The organism is Vibrio fluvialis, assembly GCF_900460245.1.
Classification (GTDB): domain Bacteria; phylum Pseudomonadota; class Gammaproteobacteria; order Enterobacterales; family Vibrionaceae; genus Vibrio; species Vibrio fluvialis.
Genome location: NZ_UHIP01000002.1, coordinates 83274 through 100712, shown reverse-complemented (window position 1 = coordinate 100712; position 17439 = coordinate 83274). Strand labels below are relative to the sequence as shown.

16 protein-coding genes are annotated in these 17439 nt (G+C 48.0%); 14 read left to right on the top strand and 2 right to left on the bottom strand.

Going from position 1 to position 17439, the window contains the following annotated elements; genetic code table 11:
• The first annotated feature begins 26 nt into the window (after window positions 1-26).
• The 5 genes from DYA43_RS15500 to vctC all read left to right on the top strand — a co-directional run bounded on the left by DYA43_RS15500 (window position 27) and on the right by vctC (window position 4596).
• Complete coding sequence (locus DYA43_RS15500; RefSeq protein WP_020328201.1) at window positions 27-803, top strand: class II glutamine amidotransferase; 777 nt, start codon at window positions 27-29, stop codon at window positions 801-803.
• Window positions 804-982: 179 nt separating this feature from the next.
• Window positions 983-1894 carry a siderophore ABC transporter substrate-binding protein gene (locus tag DYA43_RS15495; protein ID WP_020328202.1) on the top strand — a complete coding sequence of 304 codons (912 nt, stop codon included), beginning with the start codon at window positions 983-985 and terminating at the stop codon, window positions 1892-1894.
• 59 nt (window positions 1895-1953) lie between these two features.
• Window positions 1954-2892 carry an iron chelate uptake ABC transporter permease subunit VctD gene (vctD, locus tag DYA43_RS15490; RefSeq protein WP_024375265.1) on the top strand — a complete coding sequence of 313 codons (939 nt, stop codon included), beginning with the start codon at window positions 1954-1956 and terminating at the stop codon, window positions 2890-2892.
• Complete coding sequence (gene vctG / locus DYA43_RS15485; protein WP_020328204.1) at window positions 2882-3832, top strand: iron chelate uptake ABC transporter permease subunit VctG; 951 nt, start codon at window positions 2882-2884, stop codon at window positions 3830-3832. Before vctD ends, vctG begins: the two co-directional genes overlap by 11 nt.
• Window positions 3833-3834: 2 nt before the next feature.
• Window positions 3835-4596, top strand: coding sequence for an iron chelate ABC transporter ATP-binding protein VctC (gene vctC / locus DYA43_RS15480; RefSeq protein WP_020328205.1), 762 nt, complete (start codon window positions 3835-3837; stop codon window positions 4594-4596).
• A 7-nt stretch (window positions 4597-4603) separates the two neighbouring features.
• Here the strand turns inward: vctC and DYA43_RS15475 are convergent, their stop codons facing one another.
• Window positions 4604-5581, bottom strand: coding sequence for a helix-turn-helix transcriptional regulator (locus DYA43_RS15475; RefSeq protein WP_225869376.1), 978 nt, complete (start codon window positions 5579-5581; stop codon window positions 4604-4606).
• Between the two features lie 134 nt (window positions 5582-5715).
• Between DYA43_RS15475 and DYA43_RS15470 the strand changes: the two genes are divergently transcribed.
• The 7 genes from DYA43_RS15470 to DYA43_RS15435 all read left to right on the top strand — a co-directional run bounded on the left by DYA43_RS15470 (window position 5716) and on the right by DYA43_RS15435 (window position 13360).
• Complete coding sequence (locus tag DYA43_RS15470) at window positions 5716-7707, top strand: TonB-dependent siderophore receptor (RefSeq protein ID WP_061055829.1); 1992 nt, start codon at window positions 5716-5718, stop codon at window positions 7705-7707.
• 42 nt (window positions 7708-7749) lie between these two features.
• Window positions 7750-8052, top strand: coding sequence for a DUF2218 domain-containing protein (locus DYA43_RS15465; RefSeq protein WP_020328210.1), 303 nt, complete (start codon window positions 7750-7752; stop codon window positions 8050-8052).
• A 275-nt stretch (window positions 8053-8327) separates the two neighbouring features.
• Window positions 8328-9521 carry an acetate/propionate family kinase gene (locus DYA43_RS15460; RefSeq protein WP_020328211.1) on the top strand — a complete coding sequence of 398 codons (1194 nt, stop codon included), beginning with the start codon at window positions 8328-8330 and terminating at the stop codon, window positions 9519-9521.
• A 590-nt stretch (window positions 9522-10111) separates the two neighbouring features.
• Window positions 10112-10870 (top strand): hypothetical protein, encoded by a 759-nt coding sequence (locus DYA43_RS15455; RefSeq protein ID WP_061055828.1) that lies wholly within the window; start codon window positions 10112-10114, stop codon window positions 10868-10870.
• Window positions 10871-11017: 147 nt separating this feature from the next.
• Entirely contained in the window at window positions 11018-11365 is a 348-nt protein-coding gene (locus tag DYA43_RS15450) for a hypothetical protein (RefSeq protein WP_061055827.1), read from the top strand.
• Window positions 11366-11640: 275 nt separating this feature from the next.
• The gene (locus DYA43_RS15440) at window positions 11641-12849 is read left to right on the top strand and encodes a site-specific integrase (protein WP_061055826.1); all 1209 of its coding nucleotides are present in this window, start codon (window positions 11641-11643) and stop codon (window positions 12847-12849) included.
• 274 nt (window positions 12850-13123) lie between these two features.
• Complete coding sequence (locus DYA43_RS15435; RefSeq protein ID WP_011080322.1) at window positions 13124-13360, top strand: helix-turn-helix transcriptional regulator; 237 nt, start codon at window positions 13124-13126, stop codon at window positions 13358-13360.
• Between the two features lie 142 nt (window positions 13361-13502).
• Here DYA43_RS15435 and DYA43_RS15425 read toward each other — a convergent pair.
• A protein-coding gene (locus DYA43_RS15425; RefSeq protein ID WP_370445993.1) for an IS3 family transposase occupies window positions 13503-14635 on the bottom strand; the annotation gives its coding sequence in 2 pieces (ribosomal slippage) (window positions 13503-14383 and window positions 14383-14635; 1134 coding nt in all).
• A 188-nt stretch (window positions 14636-14823) separates the two neighbouring features.
• Here DYA43_RS15425 and DYA43_RS15420 point away from each other — a divergent pair.
• Window positions 14824-16278: a replication endonuclease gene (locus DYA43_RS15420; RefSeq protein ID WP_225869375.1), complete on the top strand. Its 1455-nt coding sequence runs from the start codon at window positions 14824-14826 to the stop codon at window positions 16276-16278.
• Between the two features lie 213 nt (window positions 16279-16491).
• Complete coding sequence (locus DYA43_RS15415) at window positions 16492-17328, top strand: restriction endonuclease (RefSeq protein WP_061055825.1); 837 nt, start codon at window positions 16492-16494, stop codon at window positions 17326-17328.
• Window positions 17329-17439: the final 111 nt, after the last annotated feature.

The window sequence follows — 17439 nt, the reverse complement described above, 5'->3', positions numbered from 1 at the left end:
CTTTCTGTCTGGAGGACGAATTTGTCATGTGCCGCTGGCTCGCCTATCAGGGCAACCCTATCTATCTCGATCAACTGGTTTATCAACCGGAACACTCCTTAGTTCATCAAAGTATTGAAGCTCGCAAAGCCGTGACGCGCGTCAATGCCGATGGTTTTGGTTTGGGCTGGTACACCGAGCGCAGCACGCCAGGACAATTTCATGAAGTGCTTCCGGCATGGAGTGACGAAAACCTTCGTTCACTGGCTCATCACATTCGTTCCCACCGCTTTATGGCGCACGTGCGTTCATCAACCGGCACGCAAGTTTCACGCCGAAATTGTCACCCGTTTATTTTGGATAAATGGATGTTTCTGCATAACGGTCAGATTGGCGAGTATGAAAAAGTAAAATACACGCTGGAACGCCTGTTGCCGGAATCGCTGTATGTGCAACGGACCGGAACGACTGACAGTGAACTGATCTTTCTGCTGATGATGAAAAACGGGCTGACCGACAATCCAGTGGACGCTATTCGCACCACCATCCATGAAATTGAGCAGGTGATGGCAGAGAAGGGCGTTCACACTCCTTTCAAAGCATCGATTTGTATTTCCGATGGCGAACAGTTCTGGTTGGTACGTTACAGCTCAGACCAACATCCGCCGACGGTGTTCACTAAGGTGATGGAAGGCGACATCATTCTGGCTTCTGAGCCGCTCGATAGTGAACCGGGTTGGACTATTGTCGCGCCGCAAACCATCACCCATGTGCATGGTTCACACTGCAAAACCTTCACCTTTACCTCTGCTCAGGCCGCTTAATCGATCGTTTGATCTGACGTCTTTTTAACGTCAGATCAACATCTTCCTTCTTTTACATAGATTTACAAACAGAAGTGACGCAACCCAGTTGCGGCCACACTTCGATATGGGTATAGTTGCGCCATCTTAATGCGAATGCTTATCAAAATTCATCGCAATTATTAATAGAAAGGAAGATTATGAAATCCGTTATCAGTTTGACGTCTTTGGCCCTGGTGATGTCTTTTTCTGCCCATTCTGCGCAGGTAACCATTGAACACCAGATGGGTAAAACCACACTGGAACAGAAACCACAGCGCGTAGTGGTGATCGGTTTGGGTGCTTTGGATGCGGTAGACAGTTTCGGTATTCAGCCTGTTGCGGTATCGAAAGTGCCTCAACTGCCACCTTACCTGGAAAAGTACAAAGGCGATCAATACGGTCAGGCGGGTTCGCTGTTTGAACCGGATTTCGAATCTATCTATATGCAAAAGCCGGATCTGATCATCATCGGTCCGCGTGCGGCAACCAGCTACGACGAATTGGCTAAGATTGCGCCGACTATCGTATTTGCGGCCGATGACAGCAAAGGTTACTGGGAAAGCACTCAGGAACAATGGCACAACCTGGGTAAAGTCTTTGATATCGAAGCACAAGTGGATGCCAAGATTGCCCAGATCAACGATCAGTTCAAAGCGGTGAACGATTACACACAAACGCATGAAGTGAACGCGCTAACGGTGATGAGCTCAGGTGGCAACCTGACTACTTTCGGTGCTAATTCGCGCTTCTCGGCGATTTACCGCGATTTCGGTTTCCACGAGAACGTGAAAGTGAAGCAGGGCGGCCGTCATGGCGACCTGATCTCTTACGAGTTCATTCGTGAACACAACCCACAGACACTGTTTATCATCGACCGTGACAAACTGGTGAATAAAGGCACGAGCCACACCCACGAAGAGTTTGAAAACGATCTGGTGAAAGCGACAGACGCTTATAAAAACAAACACATGACTTACCTTGACCTGAATGCTTGGTACATCTCCATCTCTGGCGTGAAAGCGACAGAACAGATGGTGGCGGACATGAAACAGTCTATCGGTCTGCTGTAATTGGCGATGGTACAGCCTGCTCTAGAAGCAGGCTGTGAGCCAGCAAGCTGAGGTTAGTTTTGAAAAGATTATTGCTTGTTTTTGTGCTAATCAGCCTATCTTCACTGTTTGTGGGGGTGGGCGATTTGTCTTTTATCGCCCTGATGAATGGCGATGCCAATAGCTGGAACCTGCTGTTCACCAGCCGCGCTCCACGTCTTCTCGCGGTATTACTGGCCGGTGCAGGGTTAAGTATCGCTGGCCTGATCATGCAGCAAATCAGTCAGAACCGTTTTGCCGCGCCGTCCACCTCCGGCACCATCGAGTGTGCGATGCTGGGCTATGTGTTAAGTCTGGTCATTTTTGGTGACGGCAATAACCTGTGGCTGATTTTTGCGGTAGCTATGGTGGGGACGCTGATTTTCGTCCAGTTCATCCAGCGCATTCAGTTTAAGAACGCCATCTTTGTGCCGCTGGTCGGGATCATCTTCGGTAATGTCGTCAGTTCGGCGGCGACGTTTATCGCCTACAAATACGACGCGGTGCAGAACCTGTCGGGCTGGGCGGTGGCCAACTTCGCCAACCTGCTTAAAGGCAACTATGAGCTGTTGTATATCGCGGTTCCCGTGGCGATATTCAGTTACCTGTACGCAGCGCGTATTTCTGCGGTGGGTATGGGTAAAGACTTTGCCGTGAATCTGGGGCTCAATTATCAGCAGGTGCTGGTGATTGGGGTGTGTCTGGTGTCAGTGATGTCGGCGACGGTGGTGATGATTGTCGGTCAACTGCCATTTCTGGGCCTGATTGTGCCGAACGTAGTGAGCTATTACTACGGCGACAACCTGAGACTCAACATTCCGCGTACCGCCATTTTCGGCGCGTTGTTGGTGCTGCTGTGCGACCTGATTGGCCGCGTGATTATCTTCCCGTATGAAGTTCCGATTTCTATGATCATCAGTATTTTTGGTGGTGTGGCGTTTATTGCGCTGATTCTGCGAGGCCAGCGCCATGCACGATAAACTCAAACTCACACTGCTGATTGTGCTGGCGATGGTGTTTGCCGCTGCATTCATCGGTGTCGGCCTGACGCCGGACAACTATCAGTATTTCTTGTCGCGCCGCGTGCCGAAAGTGCTGGCAATTGTGCTGGCGGGTATTGCGATTGCGCAGTCGTCGCTGGCATTTCAAACCATCACCCACAACCGCATTCTGACGCCGAGCATCATGGGTTTTGATTCCTTGTATCTGTTTGTACAGGTGGGGATTGTGGCGCTGTTTGGCGGCCTGAGCAGCTTTGCGATGAACGCGTACCTCAACTTCTCGTTGTCGGTTGCGGCGATGCTGGGCTTTTCGACTGTTCTGTTTACGTTCTATTTCAGCAAAGAGAAGCGCAACCTGATTGCGTTGTTGCTGCTGGGCGTGATTCTGGGGCAGTTGTTCTCCAACATCGCATCTTTCCTCATCATGCTGATGGACCCGAACGATTTTGCGTCGGTGCAGGCGAACATGTTTGCCAGCTTCAACAACGTCAAAGTCAGCCTGGTTTATTTTGTTGCGCCATTACTACTGTTGGTCGCGTATCTGCTGTTTCGCATGCACCGCGTGCTGGATGTGTTTTGGTTGGACAACGATAACGCCGTCAGTCTCGGGGTGGATGTGCGTAAAACTACGCGTAATGTGTTGATGTTGAGCGCGGTGCTGATCTCGATTTCCACCGCACTGATTGGTCCGATTATGTTCTTTGGCATTCTGGTCACCAACCTGACGCGCGAATGGTTTAAATCCTATCAGCATCGCGTGCTGCTGATTGCCTGTTCGGCGATGTCGGTGTTTGCGCTGCTGGCAGGGCAGTGGATCGTCGAAAAAGTGTTCCATTTTGGCACCACACTCAGCGTCATCATCAACTTTGTTGGTGGCATCTATTTCCTTTCTCTTCTGATTCGTAACAAAGTGGTCTAGCAATGATTCAACTCGATAAACTGACGAAAATATTTGGGCAACAAGCGGTGGTGAAAGACGCCAGTGCTGAGTTCGAAAAAGGTAAGGTGACGTCAATCATCGGGCCCAACGGCGCGGGTAAAAGTACGCTGCTCTCAATGGCAAGCCGACTGGTGAATCGCGATGAAGGTAAAGTATGGATCGACAGCAAAGAGCTGGTGGACTGGGACACCAAAGCGCTGGCGAAAAAGCTGTCGGTGCTGCGTCAGGCCAACACGCTGACGATGCGTTTCACAGTGCGAGAGCTGGTCTCATTCGGCCGTTTTCCTTATTCGCAGGGCAAACTGGATGCGCGTGATCAGCAAGTGATCGACCAGTCGATTGAGTATCTCGATCTGCAGAGCATTCAGAACAAGTATCTGGATGAGCTGAGTGGCGGTCAGCGTCAGTTGGCGTTCATTGCCATGGTGATTGCCCAAGATACCGACTATGTGTTCCTGGATGAGCCGCTTAATAACCTCGACATCAAACACTCGTTGCAAATCATGGCGACGATTCAACGCTTGGCGCACGAGCTCAATAAAGCGGTCGTCGTGGTGATTCACGACATCAACTTTGCGTCGTGCTATTCCGATTGCATTATTGCGCTGAAGAAAGGCAAAGTGGTGGCGACGGGCAGTGTGGAAGAGGTGATACGGGAAGAGGTTTTGGGCGATATCTACGAAACGCCGTTCCGCGTGCTTGAGATTGAAGGCAAGCGCATGTGTCTGTATCACACGCACTGATGCCCGATTAATCCGATTGCTTTGCCATAAAAGCCTGCGGTGATTGACCAAAGGCTTTTTTAAATGCCGCGGTAAAGTTGGACGGGTGATGATAGCCCGCTTCATACGCCGCTTCGGTAATGGTGACGTAGCCCCGCTCCAACTGCTGGCGCGCGTTATTGAGGCGTCGCTGGCGCACATAGTTCGCCACCGTCATGCCCATCTGCTGCTTGAATTTGCGTTGCAGATTTGACGTGCTCATCGCCATTTGCTGTGCCAATGCGTCGAGCGATAACTCCTCATAAAGGTGCTGATCGAGAAAATGCACGATCTGTCCCATTTGTGAACAGTAACTGCGAGCCTCGCTGGTCGTTTGTTCGTGATTGAGTGGCTCAAGTTGTTCAACCGTTTTGAGCACCAAATCAATCGCGGCGTGCTCAAGGTGCAAGGTTTCTAACAGAGTCTGCGGTTTGGGCGTTGCCAGTATTCGGCGTACGCCGCTCACCATCTCTTCACTTAATGTCAGATGGCAAAACGCTTTGTCTTGCTGGATAAACTGCGTTAGCGGGCAGGGCTTGCGAATGCGTTTACTCAGCCACGCCTGATCCAGAATGATGTTGAGTTTAACGACGTGATTGTCCTTTTGCAGACGGCGGCGAAAGCTCGCTGGCTGAGTGAAATTGACAATCACGCCCTGAGCCTGCTTGCTCGCCTCTAAATTAAACTCCAAATCGTCATAGCCAAAAATCAAACTGCCCTCAAGCAGCAGCGTGATGATGACCGATGCAGGCGTCGTGGCGACCACATTGGAGTTCGTCAGCTCGTGGCTTATTCCGCCATGCAGCATAAATGCGCCTTCGTTGGCGTAATTGATGTACGATCCTTCTGCCAGTGCGGCCGCCTGTCGCTGGCCGTGGCTAATAATAATCTGCTTATCATCCTGCTGCAGTTTTCGGGTCATCGTGACCTTTTTCGGAATCATTTCCTGACGTTGACTGAGTGACATACGGTTATTTCTCATAAGCGTTATGCGATTTTGCATAACCTATTCATCTTCTCATTCTGAGTGCGTCACTCTACCATGCTTGCGAATTATTATCATTTGTATTTTCATAACTAAAATATAAGGAATGTAAGAAAATGCGTTCTATTCACAAGTCAGTGGTATGTTTGGCGATCAGTGCGGCGCTGAGCAATATGGCTTTTGCCCAGCAAGAAGAGACTCAGACCGACAATGTTGTGGTGTGGGGAACCAAAGTGTCCAGTAGCTCAGAATCTCTGGGTACGGATGATCTGTCAGTTAAGCAGGCTGACCATATGTCCGACCTGCTGCGTGATATTCCTGGTGTGGATGTCGGCGGCACACATTCAGTCAACCAGCGTATCAACATTCGTGGTCTGAACGAAACGGACCTGGATATTAGTCTTGATGGTGCTTCACAACACGCCAACATGTTCCACCACATCGGCAACCTGACTCTTAACCCAGACATTCTGAAATCGGCCGATATTCAGGTTGGTAACAACTCGGTGACGCAAAGTGGTCTTGGCGGTGCGGTGTATTTTGAAACCAAGAACGCGAAAGATCTGCTGCGCGGTGACGAACAATTCGGTGTACGCGTTTTTGGCGGCTACAACTCGAACGCCAGCGAGCAAGGTTCGGTAACCGTTTATGGTCAGCTGAGCGACGATGTTGATGCCATGTTGTACGCACAAGGCATTGCTCGTGACAATTTTGAAGACGGCAATGGCGATGAAACCTTTGGCGTTAAAGGCGATACCTACAATATTCTGGGTAAAGTGGGTTATGAACCAGCGGCCGGCCACCGTTTCCAACTGGCGTATGACCTGTATCGCGATGAAGGCGATTACAGCCCGCGCCCGGACATGAACGGTTCAGCGAACACCAACCTGACTGCTGATGACCTGCTGCCAACCAAATACAACCGTGACACTGTCACTGCATCATACAAACTGACCAAAGAGAAACACAGCGGTACGGTAACGCTTTACAGCAGCGAAACCGAAATCGAACGTGACGAAAGCAAAGTGACCGGTCGTTGGCCGCGTCCGAAAGATACCAATACGGCGACCAACCGTAACGTGGGTCTGAACGCGAAGTTCCAGTCGGATTACCAATTGCTGAACCTGGACAACCGCGTGGTCTACGGTGCCGATGTCGTCGATCAAACCAGTAAGAGCTCTTACGCCGGTTCGTCTTACATGGATGAATCTCGCCTGTCGAACGCTATTTTTGCTGAGAACACCCTGTCACTGACCGAGAGCTGGAACATTACCGCTGGTCTGCGTTACGACGACGTGAAGCGCAAAGCGGTGAATGAAACCAACAACTTCGATGACGTGACCTGGTCTCTGGGCACCGAATGGGCAGTGAATTCAGACTGGACGCTGTTTGCCAATGCTCGCTCGCTGTTTAAAGCGCCTGAGCTGTTGGAAACCTTCGTGATGTATCAACAGACATCTTATTTGGCGGATGACATCAAAGCAGAAACCGGTCTGAACACTCAGGGTGGTGTACGCTTTGACAAGCGCATTGATGATCACTTTGTGGCTGCGAACCTGACGGTATTCCGCACCGAAATCGACGATTACATTATGCAAACCTGGGATAGCGCGGTAGACGGCTATCGCTTTGAAAATACAGGTGATGTAGTGATTAAAGGTTTTGAAGTGAGTGCGACCTACGCATACCAAGCGTTCAGCTCTCGCCTGTCTTACTCACGTTCAGACACCGAAGACAAATCAACCGGCGGTCCGATGCTGGATGCCAACGGCCGCAGCGCCGACATGGGCGACAGCATTGCTCTGAACCTGGGCTATCACGTGGATTCAATCGATACCTTGTTTGGCTGGACGTCAATCGTGGTGCTGGATGAAACCAATGTGGAAGAGAACAGCGATAAGAAAGAAGGGTATGACACGCACAACCTGTATGCGCAGTGGATGCCTTACGCCGTGCCTGACCTGACGGTAACCTTCGGTATCGACAACATCTTTGACGAACTGTACGTATCACACGCATCACGCACTGGCGCGAATGCCCGCGCAGGTGCCATGGATGATTACGAACCGGGTCGCAGCTTCAAGATTTCCGCATCTTACCAGTTCTAACCCTTTTGCCCGCTGCGAGGCGGGCAACATCAAGGATATTTTATGCAATACCAATCTAAAGCCGAATTACGTTCTGAACATGTCGCCAAATACCTTGTCACCTTGTGTCGTCACTTTGCCCGTAAAGTGCCGGCCAGCTGGGATGAAGTACAAGGCCGCGTGGAATTTCCATCCGGTGTGACAACGCTTTCACTTGATGATGAACAGCAGCGCCTGATCTTCGTCTGCCAGAGTGACAGTGCCGAGAAAGTCGCCGTGCAGCAGTCGATCATCAATGAACACATTGTCATGTTCGCGCGTCGTGAACCGATCACACTCGACTGGAATGAGATTCTGGTTGCATAAAATACAAAATATTATTCATAACAACATCAGCTAAGCTAGGCAACAAGGGCTCCTTCAGCAATGACGGAGCTCTTTTTTATTCACTGAACTGTGATTGATGGAAATATTTCCAACCTCAAAAAAAATCAATCATTGTCAAAGATCAACAAAAAAACGTTTCCATCACATAAAAGACTAAAACAAAGTTGAAAGATTCAAAAATTATTGAATAATGGGAGTCTGTAAATGGAGAAGCGCAGGCTTCGAACTCTCAGTCGGAAACAGGATACAACCCCATGTCGAACTCGTATGTGTTGGTCATCAACTCAGGTAGCTCCTCACTTAAATTCGCAGTCATTGATTCAAAGAGCGGTGATGCTTTGGTGTCGGGTCTTGGCGAATGTTTTGGTTTGCCGGAAGCGGTCATCAGCTGGAAATATCAGGGTCAGAAAACCGAAGAAGCCATTAGTACCCCAGAAAACCATCACCAGTACGCGGTAGACCGCATTGTAAAACTGGTTGATACCCTTGGCTTTACCAACGACATCGTGGCTGTAGGTCACCGTATCGTTCACGGTGGTGAGCACTTCACGTCCACCGTGCGCATTGACGACAACGTAATCGACGAAATTGAACAACTGGCTGACCTGGCGCCGTTGCACAACCCGGCACACGTGAAAGGTATCCGTGCTGCGGTTAAAGCATTCCCGACGCTGCCACAGTTTGCTGTGTTCGATACCGCATTCCACCAAACCATGCCGAAAAAAGCGTACAGCGGTGCAATCCCGACTGAACTGTACAAACAGTACGCTATCCGCCGTTACGGTTTCCATGGTACCAGCCACTACTACGTAAGCCGCGAAGCCGCCAAGATGCTCGGCAAAGACGTCAACGACACCAACGTGATTTCAGTTCACCTGGGCAACGGTGCGTCAGTTTGTGCCATCCGCGATGGTCAGAGTGTTGATACCTCGATGGGCTTCACCCCACAAGCTGGCCTGATGATGGGTACCCGTTCTGGCGACATCGACCCTGGCATCATCGAGTTCCTGCTTAAGAAAGGCTGGACCAAAGAACAAGTGTTCGAAACGCTCTACAAAAAATCGGGTTTCCTTGGTGTATCTGGCCTGACTTCTGATGCGCGTGGCGTTCTGGAAGCGATGGAACAGGGGCACGAAGGCGCGAAACTGGCGTTTGAAGTGTTTACCTACCGCGTTGCGAAATACATTGCCTCTTACATGATCCCGCTGGGTCGTGTGGATGGCATCATTTTCACTGGGGGCATCGGTGAGAACTCGCTGCCAATCCGCCGCGAAATCCTGAACTATCTATCCGTGTTCGGTTTCGTTGAAGATGCAAAAGGCAACGAAGACGCACGTTTTGGTAATGCCGGTATTGTCGCGAAGTCCGATATGATGAACGCTATCGCTATGGTCATTCCAACCAATGAAGAATTCGTGATTGCTCAACAATCAGTCGCGATGTTGTAATCGTTTAGTTTGCTCCACACTCTGACGATGCTTAAGCGAACCTTCGGGTTCGCTTTTTTTATTCTTGGTGTTGAATAGGCCATCGCAAAGTACGCGCGTGGCGACACATCGATTACTCACTACATCGGCTTCTGCAACTCATTTTTGTTGCCCTAAGATAGCGAGGTTAGTGTTGGCTTGGTTATGCCCCAAAGCGAGTTGACCCATTGTCTGTGGCGCAGTCAAACCCAGACTTTCTCGCCTAGGAGTTTTCATCCAATTTACTTAAATTTTGCAATTCTTTGAAATGCCTAAAAGCTGGACCGGCATACAGTCATATTGAAATCATGACGATCACATCCCAACTTCGTGCGTGTTTTCACATTTCAATATGAGAAAATTTTATTAAAATCATGCAATTATAAAACCTATGGGGTAGATAATAGGTTTGGGAAACGCACATGCGCGTTTTTCCAGATGGTGAATTTAGCAAAATGCTGATAAGTTCATTACATACAAATAGTTAACTGTGGGCGTTTTCACTGGTCCAACAAGGTAAACGCGCATGCGCACGAATAAGCTGTTATGTGCCAAAGCGTCAAAGGAGAACTATGTTCAAAAAATTTTTGCTAAAGTCTTTAGTTAAATTTAAAGCTAGAGAACGGGTTTATCTTGGCTCTAAATCGTCATTGGAAAATAACGATATGTACTTTATCTGGACTAAGGATTCGAAGAAATATTATCTGGAATCAATTGAAGGTGAAAATGTCCTAACTTTCCATTATCCAGACCCTGACAGTGATGATGCTGAAACTCACAAGATACCGTTCTCTCAGCTGTCTCAATACGACTTGTTGATTAAACATCATTATCGCTTATGGCAATTAGAGTATACAACGTTGCTTAGTGCTTATATTTATAATGTGCTTGGTATTAATCGTGTTAAGTGGTTTTTCGAACAAAGTCGAGATAAAAAAACGATTAGTTATTACGAAAAATTTGAATTATTAAGTGTGGTTCTGAAACATAGAGATGCGTCAAATGAAGTCAATTTCTATGCACTAAAGCGTGAAATCTATGGGAACAGCTCGGAAAAAAGAACTGACTATACCCATAACATGGACTTGCGCTGGAAACTATTAGCCTTACAAGAAAGTGGAGATGTTAGTTTTAAAGATGAAGTTCTCTATCTGTCTAACATAACTGTGAACCCACAGGCTCTGAATACACTTTCGGCATATCAAAGAGAGGAACGAAAGCACCGTGACAGTATTAGGATGGCTCGCATTCAGCAAACCATCGCATTTCTATTGTTTATTTCCGCAGTTATAAATGTGTACTTTACACATATAGCAGATAAAGGCACATAACAAACGCTTTAAGACGGATTCGCAACGCTCGGCGGTTTTGGTTTTAATTGGCTTTTGTGTTTACGGTGCAATAAGCAAGTTTCGTGGTAGTGTTGCTCACCACTTAAGCGGGCGTTATGCGCCAAAATAGAAATGGAGACAGCAATTATGGATGATTTAGTAGGGGTATTACAGAGCGATGGTTTCAACGCCAAGCTTAGAAACAGCAAAATTGTAGTTAAGCTCGAAGGGCTTTCGAATTTTGTATCAATAAGCAAAGATATAGCTGCCGATAAGTACAAAATTAAAACGAATGACACAGTACTATCGATATTAGCTAGTTTCTTTTTGCTGTTTGGTTTATACGGCATCAATCAAGCTAGTGGCGGTAATTTATTAGACTTTGTCCTAGTAACATTTTCTGTGTTGAGTTTCGTCATAGTGATACTCACAGAGCTTAAAGTGACCAAATTACGTGCTGCAATAGGCAGATTGAACCGTGGAACAAGCGAATAACAAAGCGTTCAAGAGGGATTCATGCCGCGTGGCATTTTTAGTTTGCAGTGAGTTTGGGGGGGGAAAGTGGTCTGCGGGAGGTTGGTTTATACGGCAATTACCCCTTAACGCTGGGATTGGCGTGTGTTACTCGGTAAACAACAAAGAACAGAAAAGATATTTAATGTAATCTAAATCAATGTCTTAACTATTGATTGGTTGTTTATTGTTGTTCATTTAAATGCCTGTGTATACAATAATTCTGCTACATAATCGCTACACAGGGAATCCGTGTCATGGCTATCAAGCAGAAAATTACCGCCAGCTCTATCAAAAATCTCACCATCGCGGACGAGCGATTGAACGACACGGAAATCAGCGGATTTCATGCGCGGATTTCCCCCAAAGGGGTGGTTAAGTATTACCTCTACTATCGAATTCACGGTAAGCAGCGCAATTTCTTGCTCGGTTCAGCTAATGCTTTAACGCCAGCGCAAGCGCGAGACTTAGCCAAAGAAAAAGCAGGGCAAGTCGCGGCAGGGGAAGATGTTCAAGTCACTCGCCATGAAGCCAAAAAGCGAGAGCAGCGCAACAGCCTGACACTGAGTAAATTCCTAGAGGAACATTATTCCGCCTATCTCATGTCGATTAATGCAAAAACGGCGCAAAAGTCGTTGATGTGCATTCAAAGCAACTTCAAACATTTATCCACTAAGCCACTGGTCGATATTACCGCTTGGGACATTCAGCAGTGGGTGGCCGAACGAAGCAAAGCAGGTCGCGCCCCCGCCACTATTTCCTATGCCTATAACCGCTTAAGAGCGGTATTTAATCGAGCGGTGGAGTGGGGTTTTATCGATTCTCACTCTCTTGATAATGTGAAAATCCCTCGCATTGATAACAAGCGGATTCGTTACCTGTCGGTGAGTGAAGAAGCGGCCTTGCTGGATAGCCTGAATGCGCGTGATGTGCGTTTAAAAGACGAAGCATTGCAAAGGTATGGTAAGCGCGCCCAAAGGCTAGTGTCACAGCGCTATGTGGATTTCTTAGAGCCGTTGATTGTACTGGCACTCAATACAGGTATGCGCAAAGGCGAAATGTTGTCGCTTAAGTGGTCACACATCAACATGGAAGACAGGTATTTGACCATTCGCTCTGAGAATGCCAAATCGAAAAACAAACGCACCATTCCACTCAATAACACGGTGTATACCATGTTACAGGCTTGGCATGAGCAAAATCCGGATACCGAATTGGTGTTTGAGCGAAATGGCAAGCCGCTCGACTCCTATCAATACCAGTGGGAGTCGTTACTCAAAGAGGCGGGGATCGAGAACTTCCGTTTTCACGACTTGCGCCACCACTTCGCCAGTAAGTTGGTGATGAAAGAAGCGGATTTGAACGTGGTTCGTGAGCTGTTGGGTCATGCGGATTTAAAAATGACGCTGCGCTATGCGCATCTGGCCCCCGAACATAAGGCCAGCGCGGTGAACCTCATCGGTTAAATGCGAGGTGCTTTTTAGAATGTTGCTCTATTGAATTTGGTGTTTTCGGGGATTTTATTTAGAAACATTGTAAACATGATTTAGAAAAACGTCTGCAATCTACAATCTATTTGGTTTTTTATGCTGATGTGGTGCTTTTTGGAGCCCTCAAAAGGGTGTTTTGTGATTGTCTTCGCAAATCGAAACACGCGATTCTAAATCCGATTTCAAATCCCTTTTTTAAACTGTGTAGTTTCAATGTCACTTCCTAAACAACAAAGTAGGTGACACACATATGAAAACACTTGATAAACGTGCATACACAGAGCAAGAAACCTCGATTTACATTGGCATGAGCCGTTCTTTCTTACGTCAGGCCCGTATGGAAGGGCAGCGTAAAAACCGCACCCTCGCGCCACCCTTCATTAAAATTGGTCGTGCGGTTCGCTACCTCAAAGAAGACCTAGACGCTTGGCTTGATAGCCAAACCAAACTTAACCACCTTTCTCAAGGAGGGTGGCTACATGGTTAACTTAACACCAGAACAAATCACGCTACTGAAATGGATGAGAACAGGGCGCACCTTTCAGGTGTGCTCGGATTACTGTCCCCACAATGGCGATGTGCAACCGAAATCCCGTTTACCGATACAGGTGCTGACCTGCCCCCGAGAACTAATCCAAAACTTCATTAGTAATGCTTGTTAAATTACCACTGTTTCGTGCCGTTCTTGTTGTCGCTGCAAACTCAGAAGGAGTTAAGTAACCTAGAGCTGAGTGGGGGCGATTTTCATTGTAATCCATTCGCCAGAGGCTGATTAGGTCACGAGCATGACTCAAATCCCTAAACCAGTGCTCGTTTAAACATTCATCTCTGAACTTACCATTAAAACTTTCAATATAAGCATTTTGTGTCGGTTTTCCTGCCTGGATTACTTTTAAAATCACACCATGCTGATAAGCCCATTGGTCGAGCGCTTTCCCTGTAAATTCTGGGCCTTGATCCGTTCGTATCGATGCTGGATAACCGCGAAACGCAGCGATAGACTCCAGCGTGATCACGACTTCATCTCCCGAGATCCCCGTAGCAACAGGAATATCTAGGCACTCCTTTGTGTAATCATCCACAATCGTCAGGCATTTAATCCGTCTGCCGTTACTGAGCGCATCCATCACAAAGTCCATCGACCAAGTGTGATTTGGTACTGAAGGAAGCAAGAGAGGCTCTCGCTCAACACACTGTGATTTTCTACGTCTCCGTTTGCTGACCGTTAAGCCTAATTCGCAGTACAAGCGATAAACTCGCTTATGGTTAACATCAAAACCTTCTCGCCTCAGAAGGCGATGGATCCGACGATAACCGAATCGACGTCGTTCCAATGCCAGCTCTTTTATACGAGCCTGAAGCTTATCATCCTCGCGATTAGCTTGAGGTTGATATCGCAGTGACGCGCGTTGAATACCGACGAGTAGACAGGCTCTGCGTTCTGAAAGCTGGGTGCTTTTCTGAATGACTTTAACAGCCTTGCGCTTGTCCTCGACGGTCAGTACTTTTGGCTAAGAGCGATTTTAAGTGCTTCTGCATCCAGCAGTGTCTCAGCCAGCAGCTTTTTGAGCCGAGCGTTCTCGTCTTCCAGTGCCTTAAGGCGACGGGCTTCAGAGACATCCAGTCCTGAGTATTTTTTGCGCCATGTGTAAAACGTCGCATCCGATATCCCATGCTTGCGGCAAAGCTCTCTGGCGGGGATACCTGCTTCCGCTTCCTTTAAAATGGCAATGATTTGTTGTTCATTGAATCGCTTTTTCATGTTCATCATCTCCTTGGTTGGATGAACATTACTAAGTGTAGACTGGACTAGATTAAGGGGAGCAGGTCAGTGCATCACAAAGCCATTCACAAACTGATTAGAGAGGGGCTTATCCGCTACACCTCCCAACAGTTCTTCGGTTTGCGTTGGGATGTCTTCTACATCACTGAAAAGGGGAAGGGCATTCAATGACCACTCTCGACCTTTCTTGCATTGACCGTGACGACAGAGCCTTTGTTCAGCAAAGGCTTTTGCCATTTCCGGACGTCATTCAGCGTTTGCTACTTAAAGAATACCTGAGCTATCCAACCAAGTTTGAGCGCAATACCTACCTTAGAACCACGGTCGATTCTATTGCGGCCAAATTGTCGCTGCCGATTGACAAGATAACGCTCAATATCAGTGAAGAAGACTTGCGCGCAAAAGCCAAAGCGCACGCTGCGGAAGTGCTAGAGCGCCGCCGCCGTTTTCGCAATGACGAGCGAACCTTGGGCGTGCTGCGTGAGTTTGTTGCCCAAAAAGGGTTAACGCCCTATGAGGGGCAATATTCACTTAGAGGTGAAGTGGCTCGATACAGTGACCGCAAATGGTGGCTGCGCGGATTACGCAAGGCGTTACGACGTAACACTGAGCTGGTATTGCATCACCTCAACCAAGTGAACAAACACAAAAGCCTTTATTGCTCTATGCCCACACTGATAGCAAGGCGTCACCAGAAAGCCTATCAAAAGGCGTATTTAGAAAACACCATCGCCACCAATGAGCTAGGGCAGTCGTTCTCTTTACTGGAACTGTCACAAAAAGGCGTTTCCGACCCGACTATTCGCAAAGGTGAGCTGATGGTCAGAGCCAGAGGCTTTGAAGACCTAGCCAAAGAGCTTGGTCATGTAGCAACCTTTCTCACCATTACCTGTCCGTCAAAGTACCATCGCAGTTACTCCACATCGGGACAGGTAAACCCCAAATGGGCAGGGCATACCCCGTTAGACGGGCAAACCTACCTGAATGACATTTGGAAACTGATGCGCTCAACACTCAATCGCTTGGGTGTGCGTTTCTACGGTTTTCGTGTAGCAGAGCCGCAACATGACGGCACACCGCACTGGCATTTGCTGCTGTTTGTTGAGCCCAAACACTATGACCTGATGGTGCAAACCATGCGTGATTACGCCATGCGCGAAGAGGGAGAGGAAAAGGGCGCAATGGAGCATCGTTTTACCGAAGTGAAAATCGACCCCACAAAAGGCAGCGCGACCGGATACATTGCAAAATACATCTCGAAAAACATTGACGGCAGCGACCTAGATTGTGGGGTTTACGGGGAAGACCCGAAAGACGCCGCTGCAAGAGTGGACGCGTGGGCCTCCTGTTGGGGTATTCGTCAGTTTCAACAGCTCGGCGGCTGCTCTGTGACAGTATGGCGAGAGCTGCGCCGTCTCAAAGAAATGCAAGATTTACCCGAATTGGCAAAAGAGATTGTCGAAGCGGCAGACAAAGGCGACTGGAAGCGATTCACACAACGCATGGGCGGTGTGTTCAGCACACGCAAAGCGCAAGTGTTTAAACCGCACTATGCGCTCTCAATCGACACGGAGACAGGTGTTATCAAAACCACGCTTTACTGTTGCCAACGAGTTGGTTAGATCATTGAAAGGGGTGGCCATTGAAGGGCGTGAAATCATCACTCGTCTGTTTAAGTGGCGCATCGAACCTAATATGCGTCACGCTTTTTAACTTGGAGTTCTGTGAATAACTGTATTTTTGATGTCTAGAAAGTGAAGTGAGCGATAAGTCAAAGCAAGCGTAAAGTTGATATGGTCTAATGCTCATATCAAATCAATGAATAAAAAAACAGTATGGCAAGAAAGAACGATGGGCTTTTATGGCATCTTATGGATGCCCCGTGGTGGGTCAGTGTGCTTTTCGCAGCGATAGCCTATATCGGCTTGAGCTTTGTGTTACCTGCGTTAGCCATGAGCTCAGAGAATTTTATTTTTAGTGCTATTGCGCCAAACCTGCCAATACTCGCGCCCTATGTCGCGTTTACTCTCCTGATTCCTGCTCCTTTTGCACTCTTCAAGCAATTAAGCCGACAGCGCCAGTTTGCGACCACAACCTTTGAGATAGCCAACCAAGGCACGACCGCCGCTCTAAACAAGTTGTCATGGTTGGAGTTTGAAAGCTATATCGGCGAGTTTTTCAAACAACAGGGCTATGAAGTCAAACAAACGTTCTCGCAAAAGCCGGATGGTGGCGTGGACATCTGGATGAGAAAAGACGGCCAATTAACACTCGTCCAGTGCAAACACTGGAAGGCTCGCAAGGTAGGGATCCAAATCTTACGCGAAATGTACGCCGTGATGATTGAACACAATGCAAGCCAAATGATTATAGTGACATCAGGTGACTTTACCTCAGAGGCAATCAAGTATGCGCTTGATAAGCGCCTGTGGCTAATCAATGGCGGTGAGCTAGTTCATATGATTGAACAAGTACGCAATCGACCGACAGAGAAAACCTTGGAAGTGACACCACCCCAAAACGCCACTCCGCTTTGTCCAAGTTGTCATGCGCCGTTGGTCATGCGAACCGCGAAAAGAGGGCAGAGCAAAGGCAATCAGTTTTACGGTTGTTCTTCTTATCCTCGATGTCGGTATACCAAGGATGTTAGAGAGGCATTTGGGGGAGAGTGATTTCTCTATAGAAGGTTACAGCTTATAGATAATCTTCACAATCTAAACTTTGTACTAGCTGTAGAATTCAGGTATCAATGTGTCATAGTGTGTGGTTGCCTATTGCTTGTG